Below are 14,339 nucleotides of genomic sequence, written 5' to 3'. Positions count from 1 at the left end.
TTGACGGATAGCCTCGACTCGTCAGCAGGAGGCATATCCGATGTCAGTTATGTGGAGCGAAGCCGTTCTCCCGGGGCTCGCGTTGTTGCTGTTCATATGTTGTGGGACGGAACTGGTCCTGCGCCGCTTCTTCAAGGGGCGCACCATCCTCTTCCGGCGCAGCAGCAGTGCACGGCGCCCTTTGACCGGTCACGCATTCGACGAGTTCAACCTGATCTTCAACGCCAACAAGCTGGTCGAGGTCGAGCAGCAGCAACTGCAGGAAGTGCTCCGCGACGACGAGGGCGACGGCGCCCCGCCGCGGACGCGCATCGACCTGGACAAGGGGGTCGCCAGCATCGTCCTGCCCAGCGAGGACGGGACTCCCGGTCCCCGGCCGACCGCCGACGACCGGTCGGAGGCCGGAGACGGTCCCGCCCGGTGACGCCGTCGCAGACGCTCTACCTTCTCCTGGACCTGGCCCTGATCCTCGGCCTGGCGCGTGTTCTGGGGGCGGCCGCGCGGGCGTGCGGCCAGCCGGCGGTCATCGGCGAGATAGTCGCCGGCGTGCTGCTGGGGCCCACCCTGCTCAGGGCACACTTCGCGGGGGTCCTCTTTCCCGCCGAGGTGCGGCCGCTGCTGAGCGCGCTCGCCGGTGTGGGCCTCGCCCTGTTCATGTTCGCCGTCGGGTTGGAGATCGACCTCGGCGTCCTGCGCGGAGGGGGCCGGGTCACCCTGTGGGCGACCGCCTTCTCGACACTGCTGCCACTCGGTCTGGGTGCCGCGCTGGCGTGGCTCCTGGCGGATTCGCACCGCCAGGGCCCGCTCCCGGCCTTCGTGCTGTTCTTCGCGGTCGCCATGGCCGCGACGGCGTTCCCCGTGCTCGCCCGGATCATCGCCGACCGCGGACTGACCCACACCCGGATCGGTACGACCGCCCTGACGTGCGCGGCCATCACCGATCTGCTGGTCTGGATCCTGCTGGCGGTGGCGGCTGCCGTGGCCACGGGGACGCACCTCGACTGGCGTCTCGTGCTGCTGGTGCCGTATGCCGTCCTGATGATCACTGTGGTCCGCCCCCTGCTCCGCAAGGCGGGCGAACGGAGCAGGCGCAGGAAGGCCCAGGGCACGGAATCCGGCGGCTCCAGCGAGAACATGAACGTCCTGGTCCTGGTGCTGGCCGGGCTCTTTCTGTCGTCGGCCTGCACCGAGTGGATGGGCCTGCACTACATATTCGGAGCGTTCCTGTTCGGCGCCGTCATTCCGCGGGACGGCGGCAGCGCACTGCGCGACGGCGCGCTGCAGCGGATGGAGCCGCTGTCCAGACTGCTCCTGCTGCCCGTGTACTTCGTGCTGGCCGGGCTCAAGGTCGACCTCTCCCGGCTGGAGCTTGCGGACCTCGGCACCCTGGCCGCCATCCTCGTGGTGGCCATGGCCGGAAAACTCCTCGGCGCGTACCTCGGGGCGCGTCTCGGCGGCTTCGGCAGACGGCCCGCGGCCGCGCTCGGCGCCCTGTTGAACACGCGCGGCCTCACCGAACTGGTGGTGCTGGGCGTGGGGTTGGAACTGGGCCTGCTGGACGGGACGCTGTACTCGCTGATGGTGGTGATGGCGGTGACGACCACAGCGCTCACCGGCCCCCTGCTGACCCGGATCCTGCCGGCAGCCGGGAAGAGCGGGACGACGGCCGGGCAGCCCGCTCCGGCAGGCTCCCGTGCGGGAGCCGGTTCGGCCCGTGAAGTGGTCTCGGCAGCCGAGAAATGATCGCGTGAAGGATCGTACGCGGCAGGACCGGATGAATCCCGGGGCGCTGCGGCCGGCGTACGGTCAGAGCGAGAGGAACGGGCTGGGCGCACCATGCCATGAGACGCGCAGCGCCTCACGGGCCGGGTGCACGCGACGAACACGGCCACGCCGATCTCGCCGGCCTCCACACCGTCGGCCACCCCTTGTGCTCTCGGGTACGCGGAGAGCTACATGGCGCGGCGCCTCTTCGCGGGGCTCTCCACGACCGGCAGCAACCGGGTGTTCATGGAGCTGCCCAAGGAGCTGGACAAGGAAGGATCCCCCTCCGAAGCGGTACGCAGGTTCCTGTCGCGCAACCGCACCGGCGCGCGGGTGTGGCCCGGTGACGACGCGGTCCGCGAGGCCATCCGCACCCGGCCCTTCTACAAGACGGGCCGCAGCAACCAGCGTTTCCAGATTTTGCGCAGGCTGGAGGAGAGCTACGAGTCGGCCGAGCCCGTCGACTACGAGAAGGCGCAGCTCACCGTGGAGCACGTGCTGCCGCAGCGTCCCGCACAGCAGTGGTTCGACCTGCTGGCGCAGGAGGCCGGTGACGAGGCGAGCCCCGAGGAGATCCACGCCCAGCTCGTGCACACGCTCGCCAACCTGACGCTCTCCGGGGAGAACGCGCGTCTGTCCAATCACCCGTTCCACCGGAAGCAGGAGCTGCTGGACTCCAGCGCACTGCGCATGAACCAGCGGATCGCGGCGCAGGAGAGCTGGGGCAGGGCGGAGGTCCTCGCCCGGGCCGACGAGCTGGCCGACCGGGCCGTACAGCTGTGGCCGGGACCGCTGGACGGAGTGCTGCACGCCGACGACGAGTGGGCGGGCTGGCGCGAACCGCGTGAGACCCTGCTCGCCGTCCCGGCCGGGACCTGGACCTCGTACGGCGATCTGGCCTCCCTCATCGGCACGAGTGCCATTGCCGTCGGGAACCACGCCTCGACGCAGCAGGGACTGCACTGCGCGTACCGCGTGCTGACCGTGGACGGACGGATCGCCGGCGGGTTCCGGTGGACCGATGACCGGCACTCCGGTGACCCTCGGCTGGTCCTGGAGGCCGAAGGCGTCCCCTTCGATGCGAACGGCCGGGCACTGAAGTCCCACCGGCTGACGACCTCCGACCTGGCTGTTCTCGTGGGCAGGGAGCTGCCGGAGGAGTCGCTGCCGGGGACGGCGCCCCAGAGCGGTGACGAGACGACGGAGAGCGCGGCCGCCCGGTTCGAGGCACTGCTGCGGGACAACCAGCCGCCCGAGGTCGTCGACGGCGTGCTGGCCGCCCTGCGGTTCTGGGTGGAGCAGGGCGGATACCAGGTCTACGGCAAGGCGGCGGAGACGAGCTGCTTCCCCACCGTGGACGCCGGGGGTCCCGCTGCTCCGCGCGCCCTGTGGCCGATCGCGTTCTGCCCGGTGACGGGCACGGTGGAGGTGGTCTTCCAGTACCTCAAGCGGCGGCCGCCGTTCGACGACGAGCCGCTGCGGCGCGCGCTGATGCAGCGCTTCAACGCCGTGGAAGGAATCGACCTGGCCGAGGCCAAGCTGGACCTCCGCCCGTCGTTCCCGATGGAGGTCTTCGCCGGACACGGCGAGGAGATCCACGCCGTACTGGAGTGGTTCGTCCACGAGGTCGCCCTGGCAGAGGCCCGGCGTCCGTTCGACGACGCCGACGTGGCCGTGTTCTGACCTGAAACCGGCCGGCGGGCGGAGCCACGCGGCGCCGGATCGCAGCCTTGCCGGAAGACCGCGGCTCGGGTCCGCCTGCCCGGGCCGCGCTGCGTCCAGGTGGTGCGGTCGGCGTGTTCGTCTACGAAGAGTGACGGCCGTGCGGGGGACCGAGCCGCGGCCGGAGGACGACGTTCGGGCAGGTTGGCGCTGTTCCGTGACACCGACGGCCCTGCATCGAAGGACCGGCTTCAACAAGCGGGAAGGATGCATAACGTCATACATCTGTCGCTGTGGGTGACTGATCGCCCACGGCAGGCGCCCCGCCTGTCCGCACGTGCTCACAGGTGAGGAGTCACATGTCACGCAGGCACCGCTCCAAGAGATTCGCGGCGTCGCTCTCGGCGCTCGCGGCCACCGCCCTCTTCGTCGCAGCCGTCCCGGCCACCGCCCACGACGGGGCCAACCATCCCGATGAGGCCGCCGAGGCGGCGACGCTGGGCGCCGGGCATGCTCAGGAGCATGCCAAGATCCGCGCGGCGGCCCGGGCTCTGGGCGGATACTCCCAGCTCGCGCGGATCGAAAGCCTCGGCAATCTCACCAGGTCGCAGGAGCTGGCGAACTCGAAGTTCCATCCCAAGGCGTACGGGCAGTTCGCGGAGTACTTCCCGTCGCCCGACTTCGCCGCCCACATGGCCATGCTGCCCACCGGCAAGGTGCTGCTGTTCTCCTTCGAGCGGGTGGAGACCGATCCCACGGAGGAGCCGGCTCCGACCAACACGCTCGGGCCGGAGAACGCCGGCCGCGCCTTCCTCTGGGATCCGGGTAAGGGGACCGGCCCGGAAGCGTTCACCAAAGTCACCCCGCCCGAGCTGGTCGTGCCGGACGGCACGGACGTGAAACGCCCGGCCCCCTTCTTCTGCGCCGGGCACGCCTTCCTGCCCAACGGCATGCTCGGCGTCTTCGGCGGGAACCTCGGCTTCGGCGGAGGCGCCGGAGCGAAGCTGTCCCTCGTCTTCGACCCGTGGACCGAGTCGTGGGCGGTCAACAAGGACATGACGGTGGGCCGCTGGTACCCGTCCGTCGTCACCGCCCCCGACGGGCGCCTGCTCATCATGTCCGGCCACACCGAACAAGGTTGGGGGACCTCCACCTCGGTCATCGAGAGGTTCCCGGCCAAGGGTCATCCGGTCCCCTTCGAGAAGACCCTGATCCCGCGGGACGTTCCCACCGACACCCTTCGCGTCGACGCCCCGTTCGGCGAGGACAGCGACTACCCGCACCTGTTCACGCTGCGCGACGGCAAGGTGTACGGCCTGGGGCGCCACGCCACCCGCCAGTGGGCCTTCGACACGGTCGCCGAGACGCGTACGGACCTGCCAGCCCGCCCGGACGGCGTCCATCGCGGCTACGGCTCGGCGGTGGCACTGCCCGCCGGATTCCGCGGCCCCGACTCCGTACTGGTCCTCGGCGGTGACCGCGACGACCCCAACACCTACCAGCTCGCGAACGGGGTGTGGGAGAAGAAGCAGCCGCGCGCCTTCGGCCGGACCCAGGACAACACCCTCATCCTCCCGGACGCGAGCCTGCTGACGGTCAACGGCGCCCACGGCATCCGGGACTACGGAAACGGCGACTACAACCCCAAGTCCGATCTCAAGTACCGCCAGATCGAGACCCGCAACGCGCTCGGGGAGTGGCGGCTCGGCCCCGTACAGCGGCTGCCGCGCGGCTACCACGCCAACTCGGTGGTCCTGCCCGACGGCCGGATCATGGTCACCGGCGACGAACTCCAGCAGCTCGCCAACGACCCGAAGATCGATGACGACATGAACGGCAGCATCGAGATCTTCGAGCCCGCCTACCTCCACCAAGGTGCCCGGCCCAAGCTCGACCAGGTGCCGGACGGCCCCATCGGCTTCGACTCCCGTTTCAAGGTGACGACTTCGACCCCCGGTCAGGTCAAGAAGGCCATCCTGCTGGCGCCGACCACCGCGACCCACGCGGTCAACACCAGCCAGCGCCACCTGGAACTGCGCATCGTCCACCGTCACGGCGACACGATCGCGCTCCAGGCCCCGCCCTCAGCCAACGATGCCCCGCCCGGCCACTACATGCTCTTCCTGCTGGACGAGAAGGGCGTACCGAGCACGGCCCGGTTCGTGTCCCTGCGCTGAACGAGGCGAACGGGAGCGAAGCGACGGCTCGGTCCTGGATTCCGGCTCTCCGGATTCCAGGCCGGGCCGTCGCCCGTGCGGCGCGGCGCGCCATGGCCCCGGCGGTCGGCGGCACGGATCACGAGGCGTGGGCGCCGGATGTCGCCCCGGCCCGGTGGGCCGTCATTTCCGCCGTCACCGCCGTCAGCAGTGCCTCCCGGGCGGCGATCGCCGCGCGCAGCTGCGACGCTTCCAGCGCAGTCACCACCGTCCGCGGCGAGATGCCGAACCAGGGAAGGTAGGAGAGCACCCGCCGGGCGTCACCGTAGTGTCGCCGAATGCTGTCGCCCAGGATCTGCCCCCGGTCGGCGACGGCGCTCAAGGTGTCCTCCGACAGGGCGTGCACGGCTCCCGGTGCCACCAGTTCCTCCACATACCGGGTGTCTCGCCGGCCGGGGTGGCGCGTCGTCGTCGACACCCAGACAGGGCGGGGGGCCAAGGCGCCGGCCGTGGCCAGCGCGGCCCACCGCGGGGAGTCGAGCACGTGCTGCTGCTTCTCGTAGGCGAGACGGGCGTTGGCGACGGCGGCGGTCCCGGTCAGCGCCCGGGCTTCCGGGGTTCCGGCCCGGGCCAGGGCGCGATCCACCTCGGTGTCCAGCGGACTGACCGAGAAGGAGGCCACGGCGCTGAGGGACGACAAGGGCGCCCCGCGGTCCCGCGCCTGTTCGAGGCCGTCGAGGAAGCGCTCGTTCACCCTGTGGAACCGCTCCACCGAGAAGATCAGCGTCGCGTTGACGTTCATCGACTCGGCGAGGCAGGCGGCGATGACGGGAAGGTTCTGCGCCGTGGAGGCAATCCCGACCGCCAGATTCGGGCGGTCCACGGCCCGCCACAGCGCGCGGGCCTCCGCCAGCGTCGCACCCGCGTCCCACGCGTTGCGCGGGTCGAGGTCGACCGATACCAGCCCCTCGCGCCCCCCGGTGCTCGCGTGCACGACCAGCAGGGCGTCGCACAGCCGCCTGACGGCGTCCACCGTGCGGTCCCAGAGGACTTCCTCGGCACTGAGCCCGTCCGCCCGTCCGTGCGACGGTTCTCCGGACCCGGAGAACCGCCCCGGAGGTGGGGCCGAGGGTGACCAGGGTGCGGCGATGCCCGTGACGTGACCCCGCGCGATCAGCTCGCGCAGGGCGCCGGCGTCCCGTCCCGTGCTGCCGGAGCCGTCCAGCCAGACCGACATGCCCTGGGCGGTGAGCCGCGCGGCGACGGTGTCCATCTCCTTCCCGGTGAGCGTGCGGCTGCCGACAGGTGATCCGCGGCCGGGGTCGTCGGGGTGTGCCCGTCCGCGCGCGTCCGCGCGAGGTCCGGCGATGCTATGGGCCATCGGGTTCCTTCTCCTTCGCTGCTTCGCCGGTCCGGCCCCAGGGCCCCCGGCCGGTGGGGAGCGGTGGTGTCAGCGTTTCGAGGCGGGTAGTTCCGGCAGCCGGGGCGGCAGTCGGCGGGCGAGCGGACCGGGCAGGGCGCGGACGACCACGAGGGTGGAGGCCCCGCCGTGCGTGTGCAGTTCGCCCTGCGTGCCGTGGGGGAGCAGCAGAACCTGGCCGGGTCCCGCCGGCGTCGGCGGGGACTGACCGTCATGGAGGGCGATCGCGCCGCTCAGGACGAGGACGGCCTCCTCCGTGCCGTCGTGGGTGCGGACCGGCAGTACGGCTCCGGCCGGCAGGTCCCAGTACTCCACGCCCTCGCACTCGCTGTAGAGCATGCCGCGACGGATCAGGCTCTGCCACTTCGCCCGCACGGGGCCGGCGACGACGGCCACGTCGCCCGTTGCGGTCGACACGATCACGCGGAGCCGCCTTCACGGCTGACGGCGAGGGTCACCACTGCCAGCCGGAGCGGGGTCCCGGCGGTGAACTCCGTACGGGATCCGGCGGACAGCAGCAGACAGGTGCCGGCCGCCAGGTGCACCACCTCGGTGACGCCCTCGGCCGACACCACGCCCTCTCCCTCGTGCACGAAGAGAGCGAGCTCGGCGTCGTCGCGACCGAGCACCCGATGCCCGCCCGGCGGGAGTTCCATCAGTTCGACGCGCTTGAGCGGCCCGCTGAAGACTCCCGCGGTGTCGACGGTCCTCTCCTCGAACAGGTCGTGTACCACGGCCTTCGTCATGTCTGCTCCCATGGGTGGCTGGGCGCCGGCCAGCACGGCGGTGGTGGCCGGCGCGAGGGTTTCGATGACCCACCAGTCGAGAGGGGTGTCACCGGTGTTGTGCAGGCCGTGGACGTTCCCGACGCTCGTCAGGGCCAGCGAGCCGGCGCGTACAGGATGTTCCCGGCCGTTGAGCAGGAGGTCACCCGATCCGGAGAGGATGAGGTAGATCTCTTCGGTACGGGTGTGCCGGTGCTCGCCGCTGACCGCGCCGACGGGGAGCGAGGCCCATTCCACGGCCTCGCTCTCCGAGCGGAGCTGGCGGCGCGTGGCGAAGGCCTTCCAGTACGTCTTGCCCTGCGCCCCGTGGACTCCGTAGACCGATGCCTTGTGGCGGGTGGTGCCCACGGCCGTCCAGGGCACGGGAGGGGCGCTGCGTCCGGTCACCGGGCGTCCCCCCAGTGCAGGTCGGCCAGCAGCTGCGAGGCGCTCTCCAGCTCGTCCTCGGTGAGGTCGTTGACGAAGACGGCGGAACCGATGCCCTGGGGGAGGGGCAGCCGCTGCTGACCGTCACGGTGCCGGACGGTGTCCCGCAGCGCCGGTACGAGCAGCTTGGGCGTGCACAGTTCGTGCCAGGTGGGCAGCCCGAGACCGGTCATCACGGACAGGATGCGGCGGCGCTCCCCGGAGGTCACCAGACCGCGCTGCTCCGCGATCACGGTGGTGAGCGCCATGTCGATGGCGACCGCCTCGCCGTGCAGCAGCTCGGGCATGGCGTGCATCTCGATGACCGGGCTGAAGGAGTGCCCGTAGTCGACCACGCGCTCCAGCACCTTCTCCCACAGGTTGGGCTGGAGCTCTTCGAGCATGCCGTGGATCGCGCGCTCGACCACCTCGACGGCCGCGTCCGCGGCGCCGTCCGGCGCGCTCTGGAGCCGTTCGGCGAGGAGGCGCGCACCGTGCGCCTCCAGGAGGCCGAAGAGCCGCTCGTCCTTGATCAGGGCGATCTTGAGAATTTCGGCGAGGCCGTTGCTGATGTGCCGCTCGTCGAGGGTGGCCAGGAAGGTCCGGTCGAGCAGGGTGCGGTCGGCGGGGAAGTAGGTGCCGACGCGGTTCTTGTGGCCGTCGTTGTTGACGCCGGTCTTGGCGCCGACGCCCGCGTCCACCAGGCCTATGAGCGTGGTCGGGATTCGGATCCAGGGGGTCGCGCGGCGGTAGACGCTGGCGGCGAAGCCCACGATGTCCATGAGGACGCCACCACCGATGGCGATCACCGGTTCGCGGCGGCGGTCGATGCCGAAGCCGTCGAGGCTCTTGATCACCTCCTGCACCTGCCGCAGGTCCTTGGCCGATTCGCCGTCCTCGAGCACCAGCATCCGGCACTCGACCCCGTGGTGCTCGAAGTACGCGCGGATGCGGGCGCCGTACAGCTCTTCGACGACGGAGTCCACGACGACCAGACGGCGGGCGTGATCGCCGTCGGCGACATCCTCGATGATCGCGCGATTGTCGAAGTCCAACAGGCCCTCTTCCAGGCGGACTTCGTAGTCGACCTGCTTGACGGCCCGTACGGACCAGTGGGTGATCGGGTTGCCGACGGTGAACAGGCCGCCGCTGCCGCTGCGTTCGGTCGACTGAAGGCCTGGCTGCATGACTGTCTCCCTCGATGAGTGCTTGCCGGAAGAGTACGTCGTATTCAATGCATGCGCTAGCAAGTTATGTCACACCGCGCTCCCCTTGCCTGACAGCGGCTGGGCCATATTATTTGCATTCGAATGCAATGAATACTACCTTCGGCTACCAGGGACGGGGGAGTCGAGCACATGGGGGCGGGAATGCAGACAGCAGCACTCGTGCGGCCACCGGAGCCGGGCGGCATACCGGCCGTCCGGCGCGTGGACCACTTCGCGTTCACCGTGCCGGACCTGCCCGCGGCCGTCACCTTCTTCACCGACGTCCTCGGTGGTGAACTCTGCTACGTCGAAGGGCCCGTCGAGGACTCCGAGGGCGACTGGATGGCCCGGAAGCTGGGCGTCCACCCGAGGGCCTCGGCCAGGGTCGCGCTCGTGCGCGTCGGCCCCACCACCAACGTGGAGCTGTTCGAGTACACGGCCCCCGACCAGCGCACCCGCCCGCCCGGCCGCAGCGACACGGGGTGGACGCTCCTCTCCTTCCGGGTCGACGGCATCGCCCAGGCCGTCGCACGGCTGCGGGAGCATCCGGGGCTGAGCATCGAGTCGGACGTGACCACGCCGACCGTGCGGCCCGGCCGCTCCCTGCGTCGCGTGGGCTTCCGGGCCCCGTGGGGCCAGGACCTCCAGCTCTGCGGCGACTTCGATCCCCTCGCCCCGGAGGCCGCCGGCGACCCGGGTCCGGCCGTCGTGCTGGGAGCCGAACGTCTGGCCCTGGCCGTCGCCGACCTCGACGCCGCCGTGGGCTTCTTCATCTCGGTGGTCGGCGCCACCCCGCTCCCGCCCCGCAGGCCGCTGCCGCCCGGAGCGCAGCCTCGCGTAACCCTGCGCCTGGGACCCACCGACCGGATCGAACTGCGGCAGGCCGGCCCGGAGGGCTCGACCACACCGCCCCGCAACAGCGACGTCGGAGGGCACCACATCGCCTTCCACACCGACGACGTGGACGGGGCCGCACGCCACCTGGCCGCGCAGCCCGGGGTCCACGTGATGGGTGCCCCCGAGACCATCGCGGCCGGTCCCATAGCGGGCAACCGCTGGGTCTACTTCAGCACCCCCATCGGCGTGCAGATGGAAATCCTCTGCATGCCGGACGGCCGGCTCCCGTACGAACGCGAGACCGCGGCGCGACGAGCCGTCTCGCGCGGTCACACCTGGCGCTGACGCGCACCGCGCCACGAACGCCGGCCGGCCACGCGCCGTCGCGCCCCACCACCACCACCACCCAAGGAGCAGACACCCCCATGCGCTGGAACGATCTCTACATCGCCGGAACGGGCGCCTTCCTGCCCAAGCAGGTCTCCGTCGAGGAGGCCATCGAGACCGGTCAGTACGACGAGGAGTCCGCCCAGCACAGCGGCCACCTCGCGCTCACCGTCGCGGCCCCCGAGGACAGCATCCCGGAGATGGCCGTGCGGGCCGGGCGTCAGGCACTGGAACGCTCCGGGTACCTCCCCGAGGACGTTGCCGCAGTGACGTACTCCGTCGTCTTCCACAACGGCATCGACATCTGGAACTCCGCCTCCTACATCCAGAAGGGCATCGCCCGCGCGGGAGCCCTGTCCGCGGAAGTGCGCTCCGGATCGAACGGCGGCCTCATCGCCGCGGAGCTGGCCGCGGCCTACCTGTTCGCCCACCCGGAGGCCAAAGTCGCCGTCTCCACCGCGGGCGACCTGTGGACGGATCCCTACTTCGACCGCTGGCGGACCGACCGCATCCTCTACGGCGACGGCGCTGCGGCCGTGGCCCTCTCCCGGCAGGGCGGATTCGCCCGGGTGCTGTCCATGGCCACCAACACCGACCCCGACCTCGAGGCGATGCACCGCGGCCACGAGCCGTTCGGTCCCTTCCAGCACGACGCCGACCACCCCATCGACCTCAACCGCCGCCACCAGCAGTTCCTGGAGGGCTTCGACAAGGACGAGGTGTGGCGCCGGGTCGAGACCGGTCTGCGCAAGGCCGTCGACCAGGCGCTGGAGGAGGCCGGATGTTCCATGGACGACATGGACCACATCGTCGCTCCGCACTTCGGAGCGGGCCTGACGGTGCGCCAGTGTCTTGCGCCCATCGGTGTCCACGACTTGAAGCGCACGGCGTGGGAGTTCTCCCGCCGTACGGGGCACATCGGCCCCGGTGACCAGTTCGCGGGCCTCAACCACCTCGCCGAGACCGGTGCGTTGGCGCCCGGCAAGCGTGTCCTGCTCCTCGGCGTCGGCGGCGGTTTCAGCTGGACGGGCGCGGTGCTGGACATCGTCGCAAAGCCCCGCTGGAGCGGCGCCCCCGCGTAGCGCTCCGCCATCACGCCCGGCCGCTCACCGCGCCGGGCCGTCCACCTCACACCAGACAGAAGGCAGCCAGCCATGCCCGTCGGAATCGTCGGCGTGGGCGCGTACGCCCCGTCGCGTGTCATCGACAACCACCAGATCAGCCAATGGGCCGGCATCCCCGAGGAATGGATCGCCGAGCGGACCGGCGTCCTGAGCCGACGCTACGCGGAACCGGGCACCGCGACCTCGGAACTCGCCGCCCGCGCGGTGGAACGGCTCTTCGGGGAATCGCCGTACGATCGCGAACAGGTGGGCCTTACGGTGCTCGCCACCTCCACCCCCGACCAGCCGCAGCCGGCCACCGCGGCGCGCATGCAGAAACTGCTGCGCATGCACGGAACCCCGGCGTTCGACCTCAACGCCGTCTGCTCCGGCTTCGTCTACGGGCTCACCGTGGCCCGCTCGATGCTGCTCGCGGACCCCTCGATCGGCAACGCCCTGGTCGTCGCCGCCGACATGTACTCCACGATCATGGACCGCTCCGACCGGCGCACGGTCTCGCTGTTCGGCGACGGCGCCGCGGCCGTGCTCCTGGGGGAGGTGCCCGAGGGCTTCGGCATCCATGCCACCCGGCTGTACGCCGAAGGCGACGGCGCGCACCTGGTGGAGGTCCCCGCGGGTGGCACGCGCGAGGTGGCGGACGACGCCGCGCGCGAGGCGGGGCGCCACTACTTCCGGATGGAGGGACGGTCGGTCAAGGAGTACGCCCTGCAGATCATTCCCAAAGTGGTGGACGACGTGCTGAGCACCGCCGGGTGGACGGTCGACGACCTCGACCGGGTCTTCATCCACCAGGGCAACACCAGGCTGGTCGAGTCGGTCGCCGCCGCGCTCGGCGTCGACATGGCCAAGGTGCCGCTCACGGCTCCCCGGTTCGGCAACACCGGGGCGGCCTCCATTCCCTTCACCCTCGCCGACGCCCACGGGACACGGCCGTTGCAGCGAGGCGACAAGGTGCTGTTCGCCACCGTCGGCGGCGGAGTGACCGCGGGGGCGGCAGCCCTCACCTGGTACTGAGAGGAATCCACCCATGCGACTCAAGGACAAGGTGGCCGTCATCACGGGCGGCACCCGCGGGCTGGGACGGGCCATAGCCGAGCGCTACCTCGACGAGGGTGCCACTGTGGTCTGCGCGGCGAGGAATCCCTACGACATCGAGCATCTGATCCGTCAGCTGCCCGACCGAGTGCTGTTCCACCGGACGGACGTGGCGGACCCCGTCAGCGTCGAGGAGCTCATGGACGTGGCCGTCGCCGCGTACGGGCGCATCGACGTCCTGGTGGCCAATGCCGGGGTCAACCACGACGGCAAGGTGGACCGGATCAGTCCCGAGGCCTGGCGGGCCATGGTGGACACCAACATCAACGGCACCTTCTACACCCTGCAGAGCGCCGCGAAGCGCATGATCGCGCAGGGCGTCGGGGGACGCATCATCACCGTCTCGTCGAGCATGTCCACCCGGGTGGCGATCGGCGCGGCCGGCTACTCCGCGACCAAGTCGGCCATAGAGACCCTCACCAAGGTCTCGGCGATCGAACTGGGCCGCAAGGGCATCCAGGTCAACTCCCTGGCTCCGGGAGTGCTGGAGGACGGAATGGGGCGCGAGCTGTCCCGGAACCAGAAGGTGTGGGAGGCCTACCACCACCGCTTCTCCCTGGGCAGGACGGGAACGCTGGACGAGGCCGCACTCGGCGCGGTGTTCCTGGCGAGTGAGGACAGCTCCTACGTGAACGGCCACGTACTCGAAGTCAATGGAGGTCTACTGTGGGCATGACAGCGCCCGAACCCCGCGTCCGGCTCGTCGTCGAGGACGGCATCGGCACGATCGAGCTGGCCCGCCCGCCGGTCAACGCACTGGACCATCAGGCACAGGCGGAGCTCCGCGAGGCCGCGGAGGAGGCCGCCGCGCGCACGGACGTGTCCGCGGTGGTCCTCTACGGCGGTCCCGACAGCTTTTCCGCCGGGGCGGACATCCGTGAGATGGCGGGCCTGCAGCTGGTGGACATGGTTCTGTGGGCGAGCCGACTCCAGGGCGCGTTCACCGCGGTGGCGGACATCCCCAAGCCTGTGGTGGCCGCGGTCACCGGCTTCGCCCTCGGCGGCGGATGCGAGCTGGCCCTGACGGCCGACCACCGGATCCTGGCCCCCGAAGTGCAGATCGGGCTGCCCGAGATCAAGCTGGGTGTGATCCCCGGCGCGGGCGGCACCCAGAGGCTCTCCCGGCTGGTCGGCACGGCCAGGGCCAAGGAGATCATGTTCACCGGGCGTCCCCTGACCGCGGCCCAGGCCCTCGCCGTCGGGCTGGCCGACCGGGTCGTCCCGCGGGACGAGGTACTCGCGGAGGCGCGGGCCTGGGCCGTGCAGTTCGTGGGGGGCCCCGCGCTCGCCCTGCGGGCGGTCAAGCAGGCGGTGGACCTCGGCACGGGTACGGACCTGCGTTCCGGCCTGGAGTTGGAGCGCGCCCTCTTCGAGGGGCTGTTCGGTACCCGTGATCAGCTGGCGGGCATGCGGGCCTTCGTCGAACAGGGGCCCGGCAAGGCGGTCTTCGAGGGCCGCTGAACACCTCACCGGCCGTTCGCCCACCATGCACGGAC

At 70.8% G+C, this 14,339-nt stretch carries 13 protein-coding genes; 9 read left to right on the top strand and 4 right to left on the bottom strand.

The window, feature by feature from the left end; all coding sequences use genetic code 11:
* The first annotated feature begins 40 nt into the window (after positions 1-40).
* The 4 genes from ACWGIF_RS08145 (at position 41) to ACWGIF_RS08130 (ending at position 5,603) form a co-directional block, all read left to right on the top strand.
* Positions 41-424, top strand: a complete 384-nt coding sequence (locus ACWGIF_RS08145) for a DUF6191 domain-containing protein (protein ID WP_453492804.1) — start codon at positions 41-43, stop codon at positions 422-424.
* Entirely contained in the window at positions 421-1,743 is a 1,323-nt protein-coding gene (locus ACWGIF_RS08140; RefSeq protein ID WP_453492801.1) for a cation:proton antiporter, read from the top strand. Before ACWGIF_RS08145 ends, ACWGIF_RS08140 begins: the two co-directional genes overlap by 4 nt.
* A gap of 213 nt (positions 1,744-1,956) precedes the next feature.
* Positions 1,957-3,447: a GmrSD restriction endonuclease domain-containing protein gene (locus tag ACWGIF_RS08135; RefSeq protein WP_453492798.1), complete on the top strand. Its 1,491-nt coding sequence runs from the start codon at positions 1,957-1,959 to the stop codon at positions 3,445-3,447.
* Between the two features lie 338 nt (positions 3,448-3,785).
* A complete protein-coding gene (locus ACWGIF_RS08130; protein WP_453492795.1) occupies positions 3,786-5,603 on the top strand; it encodes a galactose oxidase-like domain-containing protein in 1,818 nt (605 codons plus the stop codon).
* Between the two features lie 118 nt (positions 5,604-5,721).
* Here ACWGIF_RS08130 and ACWGIF_RS08125 read toward each other — a convergent pair whose 3' ends face one another.
* The 4 genes from ACWGIF_RS08125 to ACWGIF_RS08110 form a co-directional block, all read right to left on the bottom strand.
* Complete coding sequence (locus ACWGIF_RS08125; protein WP_453492792.1) at positions 5,722-6,963, bottom strand: transaldolase family protein; 1,242 nt, start codon at positions 6,961-6,963, stop codon at positions 5,722-5,724.
* Between the two features lie 69 nt (positions 6,964-7,032).
* Entirely contained in the window at positions 7,033-7,425 is a 393-nt protein-coding gene (locus ACWGIF_RS08120) for a cupin domain-containing protein (RefSeq protein WP_453492790.1), read from the bottom strand.
* Positions 7,422-8,174: a cupin domain-containing protein gene (locus ACWGIF_RS08115; RefSeq protein ID WP_453492788.1), complete on the bottom strand. Its 753-nt coding sequence runs from the start codon at positions 8,172-8,174 to the stop codon at positions 7,422-7,424. The genes ACWGIF_RS08120 and ACWGIF_RS08115 overlap by 4 nt, the downstream gene beginning before the upstream one ends.
* Positions 8,171-9,379, bottom strand: coding sequence for a sedoheptulose 7-phosphate cyclase (locus ACWGIF_RS08110; protein ID WP_453492785.1), 1,209 nt, complete (start codon positions 9,377-9,379; stop codon positions 8,171-8,173). The genes ACWGIF_RS08115 and ACWGIF_RS08110 overlap by 4 nt, the downstream gene beginning before the upstream one ends.
* 183 nt (positions 9,380-9,562) lie before the next feature.
* Here ACWGIF_RS08110 and ACWGIF_RS08105 point away from each other — a divergent pair, with 183 nt between their 5' ends.
* The 5 genes from ACWGIF_RS08105 to ACWGIF_RS08085 all read left to right on the top strand — a co-directional run bounded on the left by ACWGIF_RS08105 (position 9,563) and on the right by ACWGIF_RS08085 (position 14,304).
* Complete coding sequence (locus tag ACWGIF_RS08105) at positions 9,563-10,582, top strand: VOC family protein (RefSeq protein ID WP_453492782.1); 1,020 nt, start codon at positions 9,563-9,565, stop codon at positions 10,580-10,582.
* A gap of 80 nt (positions 10,583-10,662) precedes the next feature.
* Positions 10,663-11,706, top strand: coding sequence for a ketoacyl-ACP synthase III family protein (locus ACWGIF_RS08100; RefSeq protein WP_453492779.1), 1,044 nt, complete (start codon positions 10,663-10,665; stop codon positions 11,704-11,706).
* 72 nt (positions 11,707-11,778) lie between these two features.
* Complete coding sequence (locus ACWGIF_RS08095) at positions 11,779-12,762, top strand: 3-oxoacyl-ACP synthase III family protein (protein ID WP_453492776.1); 984 nt, start codon at positions 11,779-11,781, stop codon at positions 12,760-12,762.
* Positions 12,763-12,775: 13 nt separating this feature from the next.
* Positions 12,776-13,519, top strand: a complete 744-nt coding sequence (locus ACWGIF_RS08090) for an SDR family NAD(P)-dependent oxidoreductase (protein WP_453492773.1) — start codon at positions 12,776-12,778, stop codon at positions 13,517-13,519.
* Positions 13,516-14,304 (top strand): enoyl-CoA hydratase/isomerase family protein, encoded by a 789-nt coding sequence (locus ACWGIF_RS08085; RefSeq protein WP_453492770.1) that lies wholly within the window; start codon positions 13,516-13,518, stop codon positions 14,302-14,304. The genes ACWGIF_RS08090 and ACWGIF_RS08085 overlap by 4 nt, the downstream gene beginning before the upstream one ends.
* Positions 14,305-14,339 lie beyond the last annotated feature (35 nt).

It is taken from the genome of Streptomyces sp. NPDC054849 (assembly GCF_053610945.1).
Note: the sequence above shows the minus strand (reverse complement) of the source record. Positions and strands in the feature narration are given on the sequence as shown.

Bases quoted from the DNA above. Each gene is read 5' to 3' on its own strand.
- ACWGIF_RS08130 (WP_453492795.1), top strand. From the start codon at position 3,786: ATGTCACGCAGGCACCGCTCCAAGAGATTCGCGGCGTCGCTCTCGGCG.
- ACWGIF_RS08110 (WP_453492785.1), bottom strand. From the start codon at position 9,379: ATGCAGCCAGGCCTTCAGTCGACCGAACGCAGCGGCAGCGGCGGCCTG.
- ACWGIF_RS08095 (WP_453492776.1), top strand. From the start codon at position 11,779: ATGCCCGTCGGAATCGTCGGCGTGGGCGCGTACGCCCCGTCGCGTGTC.
- ACWGIF_RS08085 (WP_453492770.1), top strand. From the start codon at position 13,516: ATGACAGCGCCCGAACCCCGCGTCCGGCTCGTCGTCGAGGACGGCATC.
- ACWGIF_RS08100 (WP_453492779.1), top strand. From the start codon at position 10,663: ATGCGCTGGAACGATCTCTACATCGCCGGAACGGGCGCCTTCCTGCCC.
- ACWGIF_RS08135 (WP_453492798.1), top strand. From the start codon at position 1,957: ATGGCGCGGCGCCTCTTCGCGGGGCTCTCCACGACCGGCAGCAACCGG.
- ACWGIF_RS08125 (WP_453492792.1), bottom strand. From the start codon at position 6,963: ATGGCCCATAGCATCGCCGGACCTCGCGCGGACGCGCGCGGACGGGCA.
- ACWGIF_RS08145 (WP_453492804.1), top strand. From the start codon at position 41: ATGTCAGTTATGTGGAGCGAAGCCGTTCTCCCGGGGCTCGCGTTGTTG.
- ACWGIF_RS08090 (WP_453492773.1), top strand. From the start codon at position 12,776: ATGCGACTCAAGGACAAGGTGGCCGTCATCACGGGCGGCACCCGCGGG.
- ACWGIF_RS08105 (WP_453492782.1), top strand. From the start codon at position 9,563: ATGCAGACAGCAGCACTCGTGCGGCCACCGGAGCCGGGCGGCATACCG.